General features: G+C 68.6%; 18 protein-coding genes. 7 read left to right on the top strand and 11 right to left on the bottom strand.

The window, feature by feature from the left end; translation table 11 throughout:
* Nucleotides 1–27 precede the first annotated feature (27 nt).
* The 5 genes from ABZX86_RS01840 to ABZX86_RS01820 form a co-directional block, all read right to left on the bottom strand.
* Entirely contained in the window at nt 28–1,296 is a 1,269-nt protein-coding gene (locus tag ABZX86_RS01840) for a protein kinase (RefSeq protein ID WP_355119013.1), read from the bottom strand.
* A gap of 86 nt (nt 1,297–1,382) precedes the next feature.
* Complete coding sequence (locus ABZX86_RS01835) at nt 1,383–2,567, bottom strand: VWA domain-containing protein (protein WP_355119011.1); 1,185 nt, start codon at nt 2,565–2,567, stop codon at nt 1,383–1,385.
* A gap of 178 nt (nt 2,568–2,745) precedes the next feature.
* Entirely contained in the window at nt 2,746–4,944 is a 2,199-nt protein-coding gene (locus ABZX86_RS01830) for a DUF5682 family protein (protein ID WP_355119009.1), read from the bottom strand.
* Nucleotides 4,944–6,044 (bottom strand): AAA family ATPase, encoded by a 1,101-nt coding sequence (locus tag ABZX86_RS01825; RefSeq protein WP_355119007.1) that lies wholly within the window; start codon nt 6,042–6,044, stop codon nt 4,944–4,946. The genes ABZX86_RS01830 and ABZX86_RS01825 overlap by 1 nt, the downstream gene beginning before the upstream one ends.
* Nucleotides 6,041–8,926, bottom strand: coding sequence for an SWIM zinc finger family protein (locus tag ABZX86_RS01820; RefSeq protein WP_355119005.1), 2,886 nt, complete (start codon nt 8,924–8,926; stop codon nt 6,041–6,043). The genes ABZX86_RS01825 and ABZX86_RS01820 overlap by 4 nt, the downstream gene beginning before the upstream one ends.
* A gap of 200 nt (nt 8,927–9,126) precedes the next feature.
* On the opposite strand from ABZX86_RS01820, the gene ABZX86_RS01815 reads away from it, so the two are divergent.
* Nucleotides 9,127–9,435: a SelT/SelW/SelH family protein gene (locus ABZX86_RS01815; protein WP_355119003.1), complete on the top strand. Its 309-nt coding sequence runs from the start codon at nt 9,127–9,129 to the stop codon at nt 9,433–9,435.
* A 25-nt stretch (nt 9,436–9,460) separates the two neighbouring features.
* Here the strand turns inward: ABZX86_RS01815 and ABZX86_RS01810 are convergent, their stop codons facing one another.
* The gene (locus ABZX86_RS01810) at nt 9,461–9,688 is read right to left on the bottom strand and encodes a zinc ribbon domain-containing protein (protein WP_355119001.1); all 228 of its coding nucleotides are present in this window, start codon (nt 9,686–9,688) and stop codon (nt 9,461–9,463) included.
* Between the two features lie 184 nt (nt 9,689–9,872).
* On the opposite strand from ABZX86_RS01810, the gene ABZX86_RS01805 reads away from it, so the two are divergent.
* Nucleotides 9,873–11,384: a carboxylesterase/lipase family protein gene (locus ABZX86_RS01805; RefSeq protein ID WP_355119806.1), complete on the top strand. Its 1,512-nt coding sequence runs from the start codon at nt 9,873–9,875 to the stop codon at nt 11,382–11,384.
* Nucleotides 11,385–11,471: 87 nt separating this feature from the next.
* Here the strand turns inward: ABZX86_RS01805 and ABZX86_RS01800 are convergent, their stop codons facing one another.
* From ABZX86_RS01800 to ABZX86_RS01790, 3 genes are all read right to left on the bottom strand, one after another.
* A complete protein-coding gene (locus tag ABZX86_RS01800; RefSeq protein ID WP_355118999.1) occupies nt 11,472–12,770 on the bottom strand; it encodes a cytochrome P450 in 1,299 nt (432 codons plus the stop codon).
* Nucleotides 12,771–12,868: 98 nt separating this feature from the next.
* Nucleotides 12,869–13,585 carry a TIGR03089 family protein gene (locus ABZX86_RS01795; protein WP_355118997.1) on the bottom strand — a complete coding sequence of 239 codons (717 nt, stop codon included), beginning with the start codon at nt 13,583–13,585 and terminating at the stop codon, nt 12,869–12,871.
* On the bottom strand, nt 13,573–14,940 hold the full coding sequence (locus ABZX86_RS01790) for an LCP family protein (protein WP_355119804.1): 1,368 nt from the start codon (nt 14,938–14,940) through the stop codon (nt 13,573–13,575). The genes ABZX86_RS01795 and ABZX86_RS01790 overlap by 13 nt, the downstream gene beginning before the upstream one ends.
* A gap of 350 nt (nt 14,941–15,290) precedes the next feature.
* On the opposite strand from ABZX86_RS01790, the gene rfbD reads away from it, so the two are divergent.
* The 4 genes from rfbD (at nt 15,291) to ABZX86_RS01770 (ending at nt 19,323) form a co-directional block, all read left to right on the top strand.
* A complete protein-coding gene (rfbD, locus tag ABZX86_RS01785) occupies nt 15,291–16,199 on the top strand; it encodes a dTDP-4-dehydrorhamnose reductase (RefSeq protein ID WP_355118995.1) in 909 nt (302 codons plus the stop codon).
* 11 nt (nt 16,200–16,210) lie between these two features.
* Nucleotides 16,211–17,128 carry a glycosyltransferase family 2 protein gene (locus ABZX86_RS01780; RefSeq protein WP_355118993.1) on the top strand — a complete coding sequence of 306 codons (918 nt, stop codon included), beginning with the start codon at nt 16,211–16,213 and terminating at the stop codon, nt 17,126–17,128.
* A 22-nt stretch (nt 17,129–17,150) separates the two neighbouring features.
* A complete protein-coding gene (locus ABZX86_RS01775) occupies nt 17,151–18,242 on the top strand; it encodes an NDP-sugar synthase (RefSeq protein ID WP_355118992.1) in 1,092 nt (363 codons plus the stop codon).
* Between the two features lie 139 nt (nt 18,243–18,381).
* Nucleotides 18,382–19,323 (top strand): alpha/beta hydrolase, encoded by a 942-nt coding sequence (locus ABZX86_RS01770; protein ID WP_355118990.1) that lies wholly within the window; start codon nt 18,382–18,384, stop codon nt 19,321–19,323.
* Nucleotides 19,324–19,327: 4 nt separating this feature from the next.
* Here ABZX86_RS01770 and ABZX86_RS01765 read toward each other — a convergent pair whose 3' ends face one another.
* Together ABZX86_RS01765 and ABZX86_RS01760 are read right to left on the bottom strand one after the other, a co-directional pair.
* Nucleotides 19,328–19,543, bottom strand: coding sequence for a DUF4287 domain-containing protein (locus ABZX86_RS01765; RefSeq protein WP_327141853.1), 216 nt, complete (start codon nt 19,541–19,543; stop codon nt 19,328–19,330).
* A 54-nt stretch (nt 19,544–19,597) separates the two neighbouring features.
* Nucleotides 19,598–20,026, bottom strand: a complete 429-nt coding sequence (locus tag ABZX86_RS01760; protein WP_355118987.1) for a DUF4267 domain-containing protein — start codon at nt 20,024–20,026, stop codon at nt 19,598–19,600.
* Between the two features lie 92 nt (nt 20,027–20,118).
* Here ABZX86_RS01760 and ABZX86_RS01755 point away from each other — a divergent pair, with 92 nt between their 5' ends.
* Nucleotides 20,119–20,691 (top strand): TetR/AcrR family transcriptional regulator, encoded by a 573-nt coding sequence (locus ABZX86_RS01755; RefSeq protein WP_355118985.1) that lies wholly within the window; start codon nt 20,119–20,121, stop codon nt 20,689–20,691.
* The last annotated feature ends 51 nt before the right edge of the window (nt 20,692–20,742 follow it).

The raw sequence follows: 20,742 nt of genomic DNA, 5'->3' as shown, positions 1-20,742 counted from the left end.
CCGGCCGAATCCTATTGTCGGGGAACGTCAGCGGTAGTACAGGATGGTGACGACCACCACGATGACGATCAGCAGAATCGCGGTGACACCCGCGATCATCCAGCCGACCGGGAACGAACTGCCTTCTGGCGCAGAGTATGTCGGCTGCTGCACCGGACCGGACGAATAATTCGTCGACTGATGGACGTAGGCCGGGCCGCTGGACGGATTCTGGTACACCGGGGCCGGATTCTGATAGGCGGGCGCCTGATTCTGATATGCCGGACCGGAGTTCTGGACGGGATTCTGGTACGCCGGACCCGATACCGGATTCTGGTACGCCGGTCCGGAGAGCGGCCCCACCTGCGGGCGCGGGGTGGCCGGGGTCGGAATCACCGGTTGCGGGCGGGCCGGGGTCGGCTGCCTGGGCGCGACGACAATCGGCTGCGGATGCGCCGGGGTCGGCGGGCGCGGGGGCACGACCGGGCGCAGGGCCTGCTCGACGGCGGCGGCGAATTCGGCGCAGGAGCGGTAGCGGTCCTGCGGGCGCTTGGACAGGGCCCGCGCGAGCACCGGGTCGATGGTCCGGGGTAGCTCCGTGCGCAGTGGGCTCGCCGCGGGCGGCGGCAGCTGCAGATGGCCGCGAATCACCGCGGCCGGGCTGGTGCCCTCGAACGGCACCACGCCGGTGAGCAATTGGAACAGCGTGCAGGCCAGCGCGTACTGATCGGAGCGGCCGTCGATGACCGAGCCGGTCAGCTGCTCGGGGGAGGCGTAGGCCAGGGTCGCGGTCACCGTGCCGGTCTGGGTCAGATGGCCGGTATCGTCCCGCAGCCGGGCAATGCCGAAATCGGTGAGATAGACCCGCTCCCCGCCCCCGGCCTTGCTCGAGGACCGGGCCAGCAGGATATTCGCCGGCTTCACATCCCGGTGCAGCACGCCGCGCCCGTGCGCGTAGTCGAGGGCCTTGGCGGTCTCGGAAATGATCTGCGCGGCGCGCAGCGGCGGCAGCGTGCCCGCCTTGACGGTGGAGGCGTTCACACCGTCCACGAACTGCATGGAGATCCACAGCTGCTCGTCCTCGGTGCCGCGGTCGTAGACCGTGACGATATTCGGATGATCGAGCTGCGCCACCAGATCCGCCTCCCGGATGAACCGGGCGCGGATCTCGGTATCGCTGAACATCTCCTGATTCAGCAGCTTCAGCGCGGTCTTGCGCGGCAGGCGAGGATGCCGGGCCAGATACACCGACCCCATACCGCCGCGGCCGAGCTCGCGTTCGACGACGAACCCCGCGAATACATCACCGGTGCGCAAAGTCGGGCCCCCGTTCCACGAGACAGATCGCTGGTTAGCTTAGCTCTGTTCAATCTGCCCCCGCTCCGCTCCGGCGGGTTCAGGGGTTACGGCTTGCCCGCGTTGAGGTTGGCCCAGGCTTGGACGTCGCCGCGGTCGAGGGCTACGGCCAGTAGGTCGGGGAAGCGGTCGGGGGTGCAGGCGAAGGCGGGGACGCCGAGGGCGGTGAGGGCGGCGGCGTTGTCGTGGTCGTAGGCGGGGGCGCCCTCGTCGGAGAGGGCCAGGAGGACGACTACCTGGACGCCGGACTCCTTCATGGTGCGGATGCGGCGGAGCATTTCGGCGCGGACGCCGCCCTCGTAGAGGTCGGAGATCAGGACGAAGAGGCTGGCCTCGGGGCGGGTGATGAGCGATTGCGAATAGGCGATGGCGCGATTGATATCGGTGCCGCCGCCGAGCTGGGTGCCGAACAGGACATCCACCGGATCGGCCAGCTTGTCGGTGAGATCCACGACGGCGGTGTCGAACACTACGAGTGAGGTTTTCAGCGAGCGCATGGAAGCCAGCACCGCGCCGAATACCGAGGCGTAGACCACGCTCGAGGCCATGGATCCGGATTGGTCGATGGCCAGCACCACATCGCGGCGCACCGCCTGCGCCTTACGGCCGTAGCCGACCAGGCGTTCCGGGACCACCGTGCGGTGCTCCGGTAGATAATTGGCCAGATTCTTGCGAATGGTGCGGTCCCAGTCGATATCCCGCAGCTTGGGCCGCGATACCCGGGCCGCCCGATTCAGCGCGCCGCCGACCGCCGCAATGGTCTGCGCGGCCAGCCGCCGCTCGATCTCCCGCACCACCTTCCCCACCACCATGCGTGCGGTGGCCTTGGTGGTCTCGGGCATCACCCGATTCAGGCTCAGCAGCGTGCCGACCAGATGCACATCCGGCTCCACCGCCTCCAAAAGCTCGGGCTCCAACAGCAATTCGGTCAGATTCAGCCGGTCCACCGCATCCCGCTGCATCACCTCCACCACGGTCGAGGGGAAATACCGCCGGATATCACCCAGCCACCGCGCCACCTGCGGCGCGGAACCCCCGAGCCCGCCGCTGCGCCGCCCACTCGCCCCACCCCGGGCATCGGCGTCATACAGCGCCCCCAATGCCCGATCCATGGCCGCATCCTCAGCGCCCCCGAGCCCGCCCAACCCGGCCTCGGCAGCACCACCCAGCACCAATCGCCAACGCCGCGACTGTGCTTCGTTCGAACTCTGTGCGGCATCTACCTCGCTCATGCCATTCCTCCCAAATCTCGCGAGCCGTATGCACCTTCGGCCGGTCCCTCTCCGGCGGGACCACCCTCGTCATCCCGGCATGCTTTCGGCCGGGATCCGCGGTGGCTCAGTTGATTCCGGTGGGTTCCCGCCGAAAGTACGCGGGAATGACGGGGGTGGTTGTTACTCCTCGGCCGGATCATCCGGCTACACCGAGGATTTCGGCCGCGGCGGTGAGGGCGAGTTCGCCGCGTGTGAGGTCGTATTCGGTGGTGGTTGTGCTCGAGGTGGTGGGTGCGCCGTGGCGGACGGCCTGGCCGATGGCTTGGCGTTCGCCGGTATCGAAGGCGCCGAAGGTGCGGCGCAGGAGGGGGAGGGTGGCTGTGAATTGGTCTTCGTCGAGGTCGCAGAGCCAGGTGTCGATGAGGCTCAGCATGTTTCGGTCGTGGACGAGCAGGAGGCCGCGGCCGCCCAGGAAGCCGTCGATCCAGGCCGCCTTGTCGATTGCGCTGTGGCCCACCGAGAGTGCGGCCGATAGTCGGCGGGCCGATTCGGCGGCGTCGATGAGTTCGGCGTCGCAGAGCAGCCGGACCGCGCGGCCCACCAGGGCGCCGTTGACATCGTCACGATCGGCGATGGCGCGCAGGGCGGAAAGCCAAGTGCCGGTGGCCCATTCGCTATCACGCGCGGAGAGTGCCAGGTGCACCGCATCGATGAGGGCGCGCAGCTCGGCGGCGGCATCACCGTCCAGCCCGGTGACGGCACTGGGTAGACCGGCGCATACGCGCACCAGCAGGCCGTCGGCCACCCGGGTCAGGGCGTCGGTATCGGTGCCGCGCACATCGCCGTAGCGCAGGGTGCGCAGCAGGCCCGGTAGCGCGGCCAGCAGATGCGTGACGTCATGGTCCAGTGCCGCAACCGATTCCAGGCGGATGATCAGGCCCTCGGTGGCCCCGCCGAGAGCGGCCAGCAGCGCCGACTCCAGCGCCGCCGAGACCGTGCCCACGGTGGCATCCGGTGCGGCCACCGCATCGAGGATCTTGGCCTCGGCGGCAATGCGCAGGGTGGTGCCCCAGCGCGCCGCCTCCACCACCGCGATGGCCAGCTCCGGCCGCCACCGCAGGGTCCAGGTCTCCCGGAACGTGCCGGTATTGCGTACCTGGCTGTCGGTGAGCCGGCCCCAGCCGATGCCGAGCAGCCGGAGCCGGTGCAGCAGCCGGGATTTCGCCATCCCGTTCTCGGTGCGCAGGTCCAGATCCACCGTGCGCTCCAGAGCCTGCTGCTTCAGGCGCAGGGTCTTCGCCTGGGCGCGCAGATCGGCTTCGAGCGGGACCGTTGGCGTACCCTCCGGCACCGCGCCCAGCGCCTCGCCGACCACCATTTCGGTGCTGACCAGTCGCAGCAGGGTCTCGTCACCGTCGCACAGCACCGCCCGCGTCGCCTCGGTCACCTCGGACAGGCCCGCGAGCGGACGCCCGCGCAGGGTCGCGAGAGCCTCTGCCAGCCGCACCGATTCGATGATGTGCGCACTCGACACCGGCAGATCGTGCCGGCGCAGCATGCCCGCCACCCTGGTGAGCCAGCGCGCGATCGGCTGCTCGGTCTGGGTGAACAGGTGGTGGTACCAGCCCGGCGAGGTAATGCCCGCGCCGTATCCGGAGGCCGTCGACAGGCGCGAATGCGTCCACGGCACCCAGGTCAGCGTCGCTCTGCCCTTGGGCAGCCCCTTCAGGATCCGCGCATCCGCGACGGCCGGGCCGAGCTTGCCGGACAGGGCCGGGCCGTGCCACGCGCCGCAGACGATGGCGAGCCGCTGTGCGCCGTCCTTCAGCACCTTTCGCATGACCTGCCGCATATGCGCCTCCCGGCGCAGCGTGTGCTCGTCGATCTCGGCGGTTTCGCGCAGGGCCGTCATGGCCTCGTTCACCGCATCGAAAATATCGGCGTCCGAGGAGGATTCGACAATCGCATCCCACCAGCGCTCGGCATCGTCGTAACCGCCGGCCTCGGCGAGATCCGACAGTGGATCGCCGCGATCACCGGGCTCGTCGTCGAGAGCGAGCGTCATGGCGGCGGGCAGGTCGAAAAAGCCCACGGACACGTCGTTTTCGGAGCCGTACCGCATGGCCTGCCACTCCGGCGAGAACACCGCGAAGGGCCACAGCGCGGCCTTGGCGGGCTCATCCGGCTGATAGCCGAGCAGGGCGACCGGAGGTTCCATACCCTCGGCGGCGATATAACCGAGCAGCGGATCGGCATCCGCCGGTCCTTCGATGAGAATGGCGTCGGGAGAGAACTTTTCGAGGGCCAGGCGCAGGGAACGCGCGGAACCGGGGCCGTGGTGGCGAATGCCGAAGATCCGGGTCTCCGCCGTCACGGTGGTGGACACGGTGGTCATCAGCTCACCTCGCGGCAGGCCCGGTAGAAGTCGGCCCAGTCGGGACGCTGGCGCACCACGGCTTCCAGGTATTCGGTCCACACCACGGCATCGGCGACCGGATCCTTGATGATCGCGCCCAGCACCGCACCCGCGATATCGGAGGGCCGGAGCACGCCGTCACCGAAGTGCGCGGCCAGGGCCAGGCCATTGGTGATCACCGAGATCGCCTCGGCCGTGGAGAGCGTGCCGGACGGCGACTTCAGCTTGGTGCGGCCGTCCGCGGTCATACCCGAGCGCAGTTCGCGGAAGACCCGCACCACGCGCCGCACCTCTTCGGCGGCGGCGGCGGGCACGGCGGGCAATTCCAGTGCGACACCGAGTTGTTCGACCCGGCGGGTGACGATGGAGACCTCTTCGTCCTCACCGGCGGGCAGCGGCAGGATCACGGTATTGAAGCGCCGCCGCAGCGCGGAGGAGAGTTCGTTGACGCCGCGGTCACGGTCGTTGGCGGTGGCGATCACATTGAAACCCTTGGCCGCCTGCACTTCCGTACCCAGCTCCGGGACGGGCAGCGTCTTCTCCGAGAGCACGGTGATGAGCGCATCCTGCACATCCGAGGGAATGCGGGTGAGCTCCTCCAGCCGGGCGATGGAACCGGCGCGCATGGCGGTCATGATCGGCGAGGGCACCAGGGCGGCCTCGCTCGGACCCTCGGCCAGCAGGCGCGCGTAGTTCCAGCCGTAGCGGATGGCCTCCTCCGCGGTGCCGGAGGTGCCCTGCACCAGCAGTGTCGACTTACCGGACACCGCGGCCGCAAGGTGTTCGGACACCCAGGTTTTCGCGGTGCCGGGCACCCCGAGCAGCAGCAGCGCCCGATCGGTGGCGAGGGTGGCGACCGCGACCTCCATGAGGCGGCGCGGGCCCACATATTTGGGGCTGATCACGGTGCCGTCGGACAGGGTGCCACCCAGCAGATAGGTGACCACGGCCCAGGGCGAGAGCTGCCAGGAGGGCGGGCGCGGGCGATCATCGGTTTTGGCCAGTGCGGCCAGTTCATCGGCGAAGGCCTGTTCGGCGTGCGGGCGCAGCAGGACGTCCTGCTCCTGAATGGTGCTCACATCAGCTCCTCGAGCATTGTCTTACGGTGAATGAGGTCGTGGGCGAGTTGGTCGAAGGCCTGCTCCCAGTACGGATCTCCGCATTTGCGGGCGATACCGGTCACCATGTCGGCGGCGGTCACCGGGAAGTGCGAGGAGGCGGCGCGGAACAGGGTGCGGTAGGAACCCGGGACCAGGCTGGGCGCGCCCGGGCGGTCGGCGCAGAGCTGCGCACGGTCCAGCAGCAGGCGCAGCACGTGTTCGGCCAGCGGGCCGGGCCAGGGCGCCGGCATGGCACGCAGCAGGGATTCGATTTCGGCGAGCCAGCTGCTGTCCAGCCGGCGCAGATGCCGGATCTGATCGTCGAGCGGTTGCAGGGCGAAGAGTTCGCGCAGCTTCTCGCTGTCGGACTCGCCCGCCTCCTGTGCGGCGAAGGCCGCGAACAGTGCCTGCGCCCAGGTCGAATCCCGGTGTGCCAGTGCGGCATCCGACCAGCCCGCGAACATGGCGCCGCGCATGGTCTCGGTCATGGCCGTGCGCACCGCCTGTTCGGGCGGGCCGAGGACCCGCTCCCAGTGCCGCAGCGGGGTGGCGGCCACCACGCGGTGCAGCCATTCGGCGGCCAGATCGGGTGCGCCGTCGGCGCGATAGGCGGTGGCGGAATAGGCGGTGTAGCCGAAGGCGTCTCCGATGCCGTCGCGGCGAGCAGCATCGTCGAGTACACCCGGACCCGTGGTGGTGAGCTCCGGACGCCGCAGCCGCCTACCGAAGGTCAACCAGGCGCCTGCGCGCTCGGCCATGCGCTGCGCGAAGGCCGAATCGGGCAGTCGGCCCAGCAGATCCGCCGCCGTGCGCCGCACCTCGGCCCGGCGATCGTCCAGCGCGGATTCGAGCAGCGCCTCATCCGCGAGCGAGAGTCCATCGGCGAGCACCGCCAGCAGCTCCGATTTGCCGGGCCCGGATTCGGTGCCCCACGAACCGGTGAGCGCCGCCAGGGCGGCCGCCGGATCGCGACGGCGCAACTGCACCAGCCACATTCGCCGCTCCGCGGTGCGGCCGTGCGACCACACCGACTCGTCCTCCACCGCGGCCCGCACCAGCGTGCGCCAGCCCGGATGCTGGGCGGCGAGCCAGCGTCCCCGCGCACCGGCCAGCCGCAGCAGCGGTTCCCGATGTGCCGCAAGCCCTTTCGCGCGCTCGAGCAGTATGCTCGCCAGCGCGTCCGGCGCGCGGAAGTCCCGTTTCCCGGCCACCGCGAGCCATTCGTCCAGGAATGGTGAATTATCGGCGAGCAGTTCCGCCAGCCGCGCCGCGGCCGCCACCGGCAACCGGGAGCGCGCATCGTCCTCCGCGACCCCGGGCAATTCCACCGACCCGGTGCCGACCCCGCCACGTGCGAAACAATCCTGCAGCGCAACGGTTTCGAGCAGATCGGCCGCCGGATCACCCCCCAGTCGCGCGGCCGCCGCGGCCACCGGAACGGCCAGCCCGGCCCGATCCACCGCCCGCCGAGCCGTCCCGACCAGCGCGGCCGACACCAGTCCCGTGCTCCCCGTATCGGACTGCGCCGACCCGCTCGGCACACCGTATGTGGTCCCCTCCGCCACACCGATGTCCACCACGTCCCCGTCCAGCAGCGCCGCAACCGGCACCAGCCCATCGGCAGTCCACTCACCGACCACTGTCACCGGATGCCCACCCGACAATCCCAACAGCCGCCACGGCTCCCCGTCCGCAACCGCAATCGGCACCGCCGTCGAATCGGCTTCCGCCAGATACCAGCCACTTTCGTCCCGTACCGGCACCACCTCCGCCAACACCACCGGCCAAGCCCGCAAAAACGGATCCGCCCCCACGGCCCGCGCCTGCTCCTCCAGCGCACCGGCAATACCGCCCGATCGCGGGATGGTGGTGAAGGGTTCGGGGTAGGCGTGGCGGGGGCCCCAGAGGGCGCGGAGGGGGGTGGACGCGGGGTAGTAGTGGATGTCGGCGTCGACTTGGAAGCCGGGGAGGGGGGTGTCCTGGGGGAAGCTGGGGCTGCCGTAGTGGTGGTCCACGAGCACGGCCCAGCGGGCGGAGGTGCGGCCGCGCAACCAGACTCGGCGGGTGTAGAGGCCGTCTTCGGTGGTGGTGCGCTGGCCTACGACCATCCAGTGGTCGCGGACAGCTGGTTCGGCGCGGACAACTTCCACCGGGGTGGGGTAGCCGATGTGGGTGCGGACGCTGGCTTGCAGTGCGGGGGAGAGGGTTTCGAGGCGGCGGTGCGCGGTGGCGAGCAGGTGCAGGCGGGCGTATTCACGCAGCAGGAGCCGGGGCCATTCGGAGCGGGCCGCCGCACGGGGCAGCTGGCGCAGCGTGGTGGCCACGCCGGACGCCTGGGCATCGACCATGCGGGCCGCCACGGTTTCGAAGGCGGTCAGTGAGCGATCGGCCTGGGCCAGGCCGGTGCGGACCTGATCGGTCAGCCAGATATCGAGATCGGCGAGACCGGCGGTGACACGGGCCTGGCGCTGATCGGCCGTGGCGGATTTACCGGAGCGTGGCGAATTCGATTCGGGTGCGGACTTCTTCGCCTCCCGAGCGGCACGACCGGCCAGCCATTCACCCGCGAAATCGGCAATGGTGTCGGTAGCGGCGATTTCGCCCGCGGACCAGGAAAGCAATAGCGACAACGCGTGTTTGCACGGGAATTTACGACTCGGGCACGAGCATTTGTATGCGGGACCTGAGATGTCGATGACGGTCTGATACGGGCGGCTGCCACTGCCCTGGCACAGTCCCCACAGTGCCGTGTCGTGCTGCCCGCCACCGCTCCACTTGCCGCGCAGCTTGCGTGCGGCGGTGAGCGATGCGGCATCCGGAGCCAGCGCCGCGATCTGCTCGGCGGTCCAGGCGGTGGTCATCAATGCCCCCTTCGTTCGTTCCCCCTATTTCTATCGCAGGGCACCGACAAGTACGAGAGGAAGCGATTTGCCGGGACGTGGCTGTTACCGAATGCGAAAAACCCGGCAGCACTGTGGAATTCGCTGTATGGATACTGAATTCGGCCCGGGTGAATGGCTGCCCGCCGATGCCCGTGCACGATCACGGTAGGGTGCCGGGTATGTCCCGTGTGGCGATCGAATACTGCACCCAGTGCCGCTGGCTGCTGCGTGCGAGCTGGATGGCTCAGGAGTTGCTGACCACCTTCGCGACCGACCTGTCCGAGGTGGCGCTGATCCCCGGTGAGGGTGGCGTCTTCCGTATCACCGTGGACGGCGAGCAGATCTGGGATCGCAAGGCGGACGGTGGTTTTCCCGAAATCCCCGTGCTCAAGCAGCGCGTGCGGGACCGGGTCGCCCCAGAACGCTCGCTGGGCCACTCGGACAAGAGTTCGGAGCAGGCGCAGCCGCAGCCCGAATCGACCGACTAGTTCAGCCGGTCCGAATCGGCGGGAATCAGCAGCAGCCCCCGCCGCCACAGCAACCGCCGCCACCCGACGGCACGGCCGGTGCGCTCGGCGCGCCACCGCCCCCACCGCGGCTCACGGTTCCGAACGTGGTCAGCAATTTGACGGTGTCCGCGTGCCCCTGCGGGCAGTCGGCCGGATCCGCCGCCTGCGCCATCGGGCGGGACATCTCGAAGGTATCGCCGCAACTGCGGCAACGGTACGCATAGCTCGGCACCGGCCCAGGGTAGACCACCCGCCCCGGACCTGCGACGCCGCGCGCGACCCTGCGACGCCGCGCATGATCACGGGTACCGCCGCCTGTATCGCCGCACCCAGTACCCTCGATTTACGGAGTACGAGGAGGTGGGCCTGTGAGCACTCAGGTATTCGACACATTGCCGGACGAGGGCACCCAGCCGATCGCACGCACCGAATACGGCGATGTCCGTGGTCGCCGGCAGGGCTCGATCGACGTCTGGCGCGGTGTTCCGTACGCCGCGAGCACGGCCGGTCCGAACCGGTTCCGGCCTCCGCAACCGGCCGAACGCTGGGAGGGGGTGCGCGATTGCCTCGAATTCGGCGATATCGCACCGCAGAGCGCGGGCTTCGTACCGGTGGATTCCGGACTGCATATGGGCGAGGACTGTCTCTGGCTCAATGTGTGGGCGCCGGCCACCCCCAGCGAGGAACCCCGGCCGGTCATGGTGTGGCTGCACGGCGGTGCGTTCTGCCTGGGCACCGCGGCGCAGGCCATCTACGACGGGCACCGGCTGGCCGAGGTCGGCGATCTGATCGTGGTCAGCGTGAACTACCGGCTGGGCGCGCTCGGCTTCCTGGACCTGTCCGCGCTGGGCTCGGAGTTCACCACCAATCTGGGCCTGCGCGATCAGATCCTCGCCCTGGAGTGGGTGCGCGACAATATCGCGGCCTTCGGCGGCGATCCGGGCAGTGTGACCCTCTTCGGCGAATCCTCCGGCGCGGGCTGCGTGACCGCGCTGCTGACCTCACCGCTCTCGGCCGGGCTGTTCCATCGGGCCATTGCCCAATCACCGCCCGCCACTACGGTTTTCGGGCCGGAGCGGGCCGCCGGGGTGGCCCGGCGCTACCTCGAGCTGCTGGAATTGCCGCCGGAGCGGGCCGTCGAACTGCTGCACCTGCCCATCGAGCAGATCGTCAGCGCGGCGGGCATTCTCTTCGACGAGGTGCCGTCCAAGGAGCCGGGCCGCCTGGCCGCGGTGCCGGTGGTGGACGGCGAGGTGCTGCCCGGTTATCCGTCCGAACGTTTCCAGCAGGGCCGCTCGCACCGGGTGCCGTTGATCATCGGCACCAATAAGGACGAGGCGTCGATGTTCCGGCTCTTTCGCTCGCCCATCATGCCGGTCACGCCCGAGGCGGTGAACGCCATGCTGTTCGGGGTGGCCGCCGAGCATCCCGGACTGTCGCCGGAGCGGATAGCCGAGATCGCCTCCGCCTATACCGTCAGCACCCCGCGCGGGGCGCTGACCATGTCGACCGATGCCGCCTTCCGCATGCCCGCGCGCTGGGTGGCGGAGGCGCACTCCGCGCATTCACCGACCTGGGTGTACCGCTTCGACCACGCCACCCCGATGTTGAAGGCGGCCCGGGTGGGCGCCGGTCATGCCACCGAACTGCCCTATGTCTTCGGCAATTTCGGTTCCTTCGAACACGATCCGACGTTCTGGCTCGGCGGGCGCAAGGTCGCGCAGGAGGTCTCGGGCCGAATGATCCGGCGCTGGACGGCATTCGGCGCGCACGGGGTGCCCGCGGCGCTGGACGGATCCAAGCACTGGCCGCCCTATACGGCGGCCACGCGCAATACGCTGGTCATCGACAATGCCGACCGCATCGTCGATGACCCTGACCGTGACCGCAATTCGGTCTGGGGCGACCAGGTCGTCGGCTTCTACTGAGAGCGGTACGGGATCCACTGCCGCGGTGGATCCCGCACCGCCGCAGTGAATCCCGCTGCTGTGCAGTGGATCCAGGTGCCCCGCTGCTCAGACCGCTGCGGTCGCCCGCTTCCCGAGATTCGCGGGCATACGCGAATAGCCGTGCAGGGTGAACAGCGGCCGCCGCTCCGGGGCGCCCGCCAGTGACATTTCCGGGAAGCGGTCGAAGAGCGCGCGCAGCGCGTAGGTGGCTTCCATGCGTGCCAGGCTCGCGCCCAGGCAGGTGTGGATACCGCTGGAAAAGCTCAAGTGGTCCTTGGCATTCGGGCGCGTGATATCGAAGCGATCCGGATTCTCGAACATCTTGGGATCACGGTTGGCGCCCGCCAGCGAGGTGACGACCACGCTGCCCTTGCGCAGGGTGACGCCGGCGATCTCGATATCGCACAGGGCGGTGCGCGCGGTGATCTGCACCGGTGCGTCGAAGCGCAGTACCTCCTCGACCGCTTGCGGCCACAGCTCCGGTTCCGCGCGCAGCCGTGCCAGTTGTTCCGGATGCGCCAGCAGTTGCACCACACCATTGCCGATGAGGTTCACGGTGGTCTCGAAGCCAGCGCCCATGAGCAGGCTCGCGGTGGCCTTGAGCTCCTCGTTGTCGAGATCGCCCGCGGTGACAAGACTGCTCAGGATGTCATCGCCCGGTTCCTTGCGCAGCTGGGCGAGGTGCCGATCCAAATATTCGTCCATATCGAACATGGCGGTCGCGGCATGCCGCCAGGTGCGCCAGGAGATGCCGAAGTCCAGCAGCGGGCTCGCCGCATCACCCCACTGCAGGAACTGCGCACTGGATTCGCGTGGGAAGCCCAGCATTTCGGCGATGATGGCGATCGGCACCTGCGCGGCGTAGTTCTCGATCAGATCGGCGGAACCGTCGGCGGGCAGCGCCTCGAGCAATTCGGCGGTCACCGATTCCACCCGATCGCGCAATCGGCCGATGGCCCGCGGGGTGAACGCCGCCGAGACCGATTTGCGCATGCGGGTGTGCTCCGGCGGATCGAGCACCAGCATGGACGGCGGCTGCACCGGATTCGCCGGCAGCGGCGCCGCGTCGATTCGCCGCCGCGCCGCCGACGGCATCTCGAAGCCCTGTGCGCCGAAGATGCCGAACCGATTGTCCCGCAGAATGGCCCGGCTCAGCTCGTAGTCCGCGGTGGCCCAGGCGATCGGACTGCGCACCAGCCGTCCGCGCCCCCGCAGCTCCTCGAGGTACGGGTACGGATCCCGTAGCCCGTCGGCGCTGCCGACCAGTCGCGCGAACGGATCACCGCGCCGGGCCTGCACGCGTATCACATACCGCGGCGTCGCCTGCTCCACAATCCATCGAAACCAGTACCGCGGGCTCATCATCGCTGACTCCCTTGTCGTCGGGTAGTTCCACCGTACGGAAATCCGCTGTGGTGAAAAAGGTCCCGAAGGGGGAACTACACCTCCTACCGTGGCAGGAGTCAGGAACGCTGGGCGGTCACTTTTTCCGAGGCGATGCGGCGCTCGCGGGTGGCCGGGTCAGGGTGGGCGACCTGCACCAACGATGCGCCCGAGGCCAATACGGCGACCAGTCCGTCGATCAATTCGGCCGGGGTTTCCCACGACGCACTCGACAGCACCCGGTCCTCGGCGGTGAAACCCTGGCGGGAGGCCGACTTCCGCGCCTCCTCGAACACCTCCGACACCGACATTCCGTCCAGTGCGCAGCCGATGCCGCTCGGGCGGAACTGATCACCGTGCACCCGCACCGCGGTCGCGTAATCGGTGACGCCGATCGGCAACTCGCGGACCGGCAGGCCCATCGGATCCAGGGACAGCGCGGCCACCTCCGGAATATCGCCCGCCTCGTCGATGCGATCGGCGGTCACCAGCGCCAGCTCGGCATCCGGGTCCGCGTGCAGCACCACCTCGACACCGGCCCACCAGCAGCCGAGCAGGACCGCGGCGGTCTGCCAGTGCGCGGGCAGCAGCACCGCCACCCGTGAACCGCGGGAGAGGCCGAATTCGTCGCGAATCATATTGGCGGTCTTGGCCGCCCAGTTGGTCAGCGTCAGCCCCGAGAGCTCGATCCGGGCGCCGGTGGCGTCGTCGTAATAGGTGATGCGCGGGCCCGCGGGATCGCGGGCGAGGATGGGGTCGAGTACCGCTTCGGTGAGGGTCTCGGTCAGTTCACGCATTTCGGTCCGTTCTTACCGGCATCGATGGGTGGAGCCGGCGGGACCGGCGTCATGGTGCTCGAGGTGCTCGTGAAGTCCAGCTGGCCGCCGGTCGCCGAACCGGGACCAGCGTAGTCACCGGCCAGCACCACCCGAACCGCCCCCTCCGCCATACCGTCCTGCTTGATGACCGGGAGTCCGCCCAGCACCCCGGCCACCGCGCGCGCGTTCGCATCGCTGCTGCTGCCCGCCAGCACCCGGCTGCTCTGCACCGGCCCGCCGATCCAATTGTCCACCGTGCCGGTGTGGAAACCCTTGCCCGCCAGCGCCTGCCCGACCTGCCCGGCCAGCCCGCCGGTACCGCTGGCGTTGTAGAGATCGACGGTGACAGTCGACGGATCGACACCGCCCGTCGTCTCCGGCGGATCACCGTCGATGGTCTTGGCGACATACTTCTGCACCGCGACCGGATCGACGCGCACCACCGATTCGCCGTTCTCGGTCCAGCCGTTCAGATCCTTGACCGGAACGGTCTCGAACTTCACCTGCCCCGCGGACAGGTCCTGCAGCTCGTGCAGGAACGACAGCACATCCCAGCCGTCGTCGAGCACGATGGTGCGGCCCACCGCATCACTGAGATCCTTCAGCCGGCCGGGATTGGTGAGCACCTTGGCGCTGAGCACCTGATGCACCAGCTGCGCCATGTACACCTGCTGGCGCACGATGCGATCGAGATCGCCGCGCGGCAGTTCGTGCCGCTGGCGCACGAAGCTCAAAGCCTCCGGGCCATTGAGCTTCTGCGGTCCCGCCGGGAAGTCGGCGCCGGACATCGGCTCGTACACAGGAGCGTTCAGGCAGACATCGACTCCGCCGACGGCATCGGTGAGCAGGACGAAACCGAGCAGACCGACCTCGGCGTAGTGATCGACGGTGATACCGGTCAGGTTGGCGACCGCCTTGATCAGCGCCTGCCGTCCGGCGAGGGTGGAGCGGGTCTCCGCCTCGGCGGGATCGACGCCCTTGTCGATGAGCTTCTGCTGCTCGGTGAACTTCGTGACACCGAAGGCGGAGTTGATCTTGCCCATGCCCAGGCCGGGAATGTCCACATAGGAATCGCGGGGAATCGAGATGGCCGTTGCCGATTGGCCATTGTTGGGCACCCGGATCAAGACGATGGTGTCGGTATTGAGGCCCACCTCATCACCCGCGTGCAGCATGGCTCGCTCATCCGCGGAGAGCGGATTGCCGTGCGCGTCGGTGCGGGCGTCGATGCCGACCATGAGAATGTCCACCGCGCCGTCCGAGCCCCCACCCAGGCCCAGATCGCTGATCCGCTCGATGCTCGACACCAGCTGATCCACGCTGTGCCAGCCCATCCCGGTCACCACCAGCACCAGCGCCGCCGCCGCGGCCGCGAACGCGCGCAGCGGATTCGCGCGGTGCCGCGCCGCCCACGACCCCCGCGCCGCTGGGCGGCGCGAAGATAGCGGTGCGGATGCTCTCGTGCTGTCCGGCAACCCCTGCTTCCTCTCCAGTGTTCGGCCGACCACACCCCGCAATCGGGGTGGCGTCGTTGGAATACCCCCATAGGCAGGCTAGACGCGCGGCCGGACATGTCCGTGTAGCCGACACTCAGTGAGTCGTGCCGCATTGCCGGTGGGCAGGGCATTACCGCAGGTGGAGACGGAGGTGCGGGACCACTGTCCGGCATGCCACACTGACCGCCGTGACTTCTGCCTCCCTGGATCCCGTCTCCGAGCGGCTCGTGGTGACGGGTGCGCGGGGACAGTTGGGCCGGGCGCTGCTGCGCCTGGCGCCCGGCGCCCGCGGCTACGGCCGCGATGAGCTCGACATCACCGATCTGGAAGCGGTTCGCGCCGTACTGAATCCGGGTGATGTGGTGCTCAACTGCGCGGCCTACACCGCGGTGGATCAGGCCGAGACCGACGTGGATGCGGCATTCGCGGTGAATGCGAGTGGTCCTGCCGTGCTCGCCGCGGTCTGCGCCGCGATCGGCGCGGACCTGGTGCACGTCTCCACCGATTACATTTTTCCGGGCACTGCCGACCGTCCGTACGAGCCGAACGATCTCGCCGGTCCCACCACCGTTTACGGTCGCTCCAAATTAGCTGGCGAGCAGGCCGTACTCGATCTCGCTCCGGATTCGCGGATCGTCCGCACCGCCTGGGTCTACACCGGCGAGGGTTCCGACTTCGTCGCGACCATGCGCAGGCTCGAGCGCGAACGGGACACCGTCACGGTGGTCGCGGACCAGATCGGATCGCCCACGTACGCACCGGATCTGGCCGCGGGGCTGCTGGAGCTGGCTGGGCGGCTGCCGGATTCGACGCGGCCGGACTCCCCGGATGCGGCGGGGCGGCGCGCGATCCCGCGAATTCTGCACGCCACCAATGCCGGACAGGCCAGCTGGTTCGAGCTGGCGCGTGCCGTATTCGCCGGCCTCGGCGCCGATCCGGAGCGTGTACTGCCCTGCGGCACCGCGGATTTCCCGAGACCCGCTCCGCGCCCGGCATATTCGGTCCTTTCGGGCAAAACGTGGGTATCGGCCGGGCTCAGCCCCCTGCGGGAATGGGAGCGGGCGCTGGACGACGCACTCACTTCCATCTCCGACTAGGCTGAGCGCCCGTGAGCCCCTCGGATTCTGTCGGACGACCGTCACTGGCCGTCGTCACGGTGACCTACTCGCCCGGTGAACACCTCGAACACTTCATCAGCACGCTAGCCACCGCGACCGGCGAGAAGCCGCAGGTCATCCTCGCCGACAACGGCTCGGTGGACGGCGTGCCGGAGCTGGTCGCCGAAGCCAACGCCAATGTCCGGCTGCTGCGCACCGGCGGCAATATCGGCTACGGCGGCGCCATCAATCGCGCTGTCACCGAAATCGACCCGGACATCGAATTCATCATCATCGTCAACCCCGATATCCGCTGGGGTACCGATTCGATAGATGAACTGCTGGCCGCCGCCCGTCGCTGGCCCCGCGCCGGCGCCCTGGGCCCCAAGGTGCTGGAACCGGACGGCAGCCTCTACCCGTCCGCGCGTTCGGTGCCCGGCCTGGCCGACGGCGCCGGGCACGCCATCCTCGGCACGGTCTGGCCCGGCAACCCCTGGACCCGGCGGTACCGGCAGGAGAACGAGCAGATCTCCGAGCGCACCGTCGGCTGGCTGTCGGGTTCCTGCCTGCTGGTACGCCGCGCCGCCTTCGACGCCATCGACGGATTCGACTCCCGATACTTCATGTACATGGAGGATGTGGACTTCGGTGATCGCATGGGCAAGGCGGGCTGGCACAATGTTTTCGTGCCGTCCGCGGAGGTCACGCACGCCAAGGGACATGCCGCCGGACGCCATCCGGAGACCATGCTGCCGGCCCACCACGCCAGCGCCTACCGGTTCCAGGCAGATCGGCATCCACACTGGTGGCAGGCTCCGCTGCGGGTCGCGCTGAAGGCCGGACTTGCGATCCGCTGCAGGCTTGCGGTTCGATCCGCACTGCGCGAACGCGATGCTCTGCACGCCGAGAACGCGGGCGCGACCAACTGACCACCCGACAACAGGGGAGAGAATGGCGAACAGCGGCAGTACTGCCGGGTCGACGGATGCGGTAATCCTGGTCGGAGGCCAGGGCACCCGCCTGCGGCCACTGACCCTGTCCGCTCCCAAACCGATGTTGCCGACGGCCGGTCTGCCGTTCCTGCAGCATCTGCTGGCCCGCATCGCCGCGGCCGGCATCACGCACGTCGTCCTCGGCACCTCCTACAAGGCGGAGGTGTTCGAGGATCACTTCGGTGACGGTTCCGAGCTCGGGCTCGACCTCGAGTACGTGACCGAGACCGAGGCGCTGGGCACCGGCGGCGGTATTCGCAATGTGCTGCCGAAACTGCGGGCCGACACCGTCATGGTGTTCAACGGCGATGTGCTCGGCGGCACCGATCTCAACGGTGTGCTGGAAACCCATCACGCCAGCAATGCCGACGTCACCCTGCACCTGGTGCGGGTCGGCGATCCGCGGGCCTTCGGCTGCGTGCCCACCGACGAGACCGGCCGGGTCACCGCGTTCCTGGAGAAGACCCAGGATCCGCCGACCGATCAGATCAATGCCGGTTGCTACGTCTTCCGCCGCGAATACATCGAGAAGATTCCGGCGGGCCGCCCGGTCTCGGTGGAACGCGAGGTCTTCCCGGCGCTGCTCACCGAGGGCGCGCACATCCAGGGCCACGTGGATACCGCGTACTGGCGCGATATGGGCACCCCCGAGGACTTCGTCCGCGGCTCCGCCGATCTCGTGCGCGGCATCGCCCCCTCGCCCGCGCTGCACGGGCAGCGCGGCGAATCCCTCGTGCACCCCAGTGCGGGTGTGGCTCCCGGCGCGCTGCTCATCGGCGGCACCGTGGTCGGCCGCGGCGCCGAGGTCGGGGCGGGCGCTCGCCTCGACGGCGCCATCCTTTTCGACGGCGCGCGCGTGGAAGCCGGTGCCACCGTGGAACGTTCGATCGTCGGCTTCGGCGCCCGCATCGGTCCCCGCGCCCTCGTGCGCGACGGCGTGATCGGCGACGGCGCCAGCATCGGTGCACGCTGTGAGCTGCTGCGCGGCGCCCGGGTCTGGCCAGGCGTGGACATCCCCGACGGCGGCATCCGCTTCTCCACCGACGTATAAAGCAGCACACCGTGAATCGGCCGCTCTCAACAGAGGGCGGCCGATTCACGTATGGCGAGCCACCTCCGTCCGGTGGGCGGCGCGCCGTAAAGGGTGGGGCGGATGTTGTCTGGAGTGTTGCGGTGATAACACTGGGGTCATGACATTGTGGCCTGATCCGGAAGTCGCAGCGGCGGTCAAGGGATGGGCGACCAGGTCGCCGGCCGTGGATGCGGGGGAATATCTGCAGATACGGGCCATGATCAACGGGTTGACGCATGGGGTGGTCACACCGGACGGGGCGGAGATCACCGTGCTGGAGCGCACGGTGGTCGCCGAGGATGGCTACGAGATTGCGGTGCGGGTGTACCGCGGTGCGGGCGAGGTGTCGACGGGGGCGCTGCTGTATGTGCATGGGGGCGGCGGGATTTCCGGGACGCTCGACGGGTACGACCGGCTGTGCCGGTACTACGCGGCGGAGGCCGGAATTCAGATCGTGGCCGTCGACTATCGGCTCGCGCCCGAGCATCCGCATCCGGCGGACGTGCAGGACACCTATGCCGTGCTGGGCTGGTTGGCCGCGCACGCCGGCGAATTGGGCATCGATCCCGAGCAGATCGGGATCGGGGGCGACTGTGCCGGTGGCGGTATCGCCGCGGGTGTCGCACTGCTGGCGCGGGATCGCAGCGGGCCCGCGCTGGCCCTGCAAATGCTGATCTGCCCGATGCTGGACGATCGGAATACCGTGTCCGATCCGGCGATTGCGCCCTTCAGCACCTGGACCTACGAGTTCAATCGCACCGCGTGGCGCGCCCGGCTCGGTGATCTCGCGGGCACCGATGCGGTCCCCGCGTACGCGGCCCCGGCGCGGGCGGCCGAATTGGCCGAGTTACCAAGAGCTTTCATCGAGGTCGGTGACCTCGATATCTTCCGCGACGAAGCCCTCGACTACGCGCGCCGGTTGGTGGCGGCGGGAACCCATGTGGAAGCGCACCTTTGGCCGGGACTGCCGCACAACTACGACGCGGTGGGCGCGAAAACGCCAGCGGCCCGGCGGGCGCTGGCGGTTCGGATCGGCTTCCTCGCGAGTCTGCTGGACTGATCGTTCAGACGGCCCACTTCTCCGGGTTCAGGTGATACTGAACCAGGGCGTTGGCGTGGCCGTGACCCATGTTGTGCTCGGTCTTCAGCAGATTCACCAGGTCTTTGTTGGAGGCGCTTCCGGTCGCGCGGAGCAGGGCGAACCATTCTTCGACGGGGCGGCCGTACTTCGCTTCGATGGAGGGGAAGTACGAGGCCGGGCCGTGGGGCGTGGTCGCCATGGTGTCGCTCCTTCGTGTGCGGTTATCGGAGTAGACGATCTCGGTTCGCCGAATTCATCCCACCGTGACGGGGCTCACACTCGCCGCCGTGAGGGTGGTGGTGTGACGCTCGCGGAGCAGCAGGACTCCGGTGAGCAGTACCAGTGCGGCGGTGAGGCCGTGCACGCCGAAAGCGGTTGCGGTGGAACCGTGGTGGCTCAGCACGGTGATCATGTCGCCGATCGGGGTGAGAGCCATGACCAGCATGGTGATGCCCAGGGCGAAGCGCTGGCGGGCGGCCAGCAGGGCGAGGATGAGGATGCCGGAGACGGTATCGCGAATGCCCTTGAGATTCATGAACGCCGCGGCATCGCCGTGCGGCCATTCCGGGAGGCCGAAGCCGGTGGCGATGGTCTGCGGCGTGAGGAGGTAGCTGATGCCGATGTAGAGGATGAAGGCCGCGCCGATGAGGGACAGGGCGGTGGCGATGCGGTTCACGGTCATGGTCTGTGCTCCAAAATCTAGCGCTGCTAACTGATGTGCACAACGCTAGATTATGCGTGGGTAGTTTGTCTAGCGATGCTAGAGTTTTGTTTATGAGCGCCATCCAGACACGCAAGGAACGCGACCGCGCCGAACGCCATCAGCGGATCATCGATGCCGCCCGCCAACTGGCCGAAACCGAAGGCTGGGACGCGGTCACCATTCGCCGCCTGGCCGACGCCATCGAGTACAGCCAGCCCGTGCTCTACGGCCACTTCTCCGGCAAGGACGCCATTGTCACCGCGGTCGCCGAACAGGGGATCGGCGAATTCGCGGTGGCGACCAGGGCGGTCCGAGAAGCCGCCGCCACGCCGGAGGAAGCCCTGACCGCGGTCGCCGAGGGCTATCTCGCCTTCGCCCGCGACAATGCCGCGCTCTACGACGCCATGTTCCTGCTGCGCACCAATCTGAAATTCGGTGACGAGGCCGGGCAGCCGCTCAAGGACGCCTTCAAGGAACTGGCCCTGACCTTCGCCCCCTTCGCCGCACCGCACGATGTCGAAACCTTCACCGAGGTCGCCTGGAGCGCCCTGCACGGTCTGGCCACACTGGATCGAGGCGGCCGGCTGCGGCCGGACTTTCGTAGTCAGCGTCTGGACGTTCTCATTGCCCAGTGGGTGCACTGAGCCCCGGGTGGACTGATCGGCGCGGGCTTCGTCACGATCGGGCCGGCGCTC

The sequence above is a fragment of the Nocardia sp. NPDC006630 genome (genome assembly GCF_040611495.1).
In the GTDB taxonomy this organism is placed as follows: Bacteria; Actinomycetota; Actinomycetes; order Mycobacteriales; family Mycobacteriaceae; genus Nocardia.
This window is presented reverse-complemented; position numbering and strand designations above follow the sequence as displayed.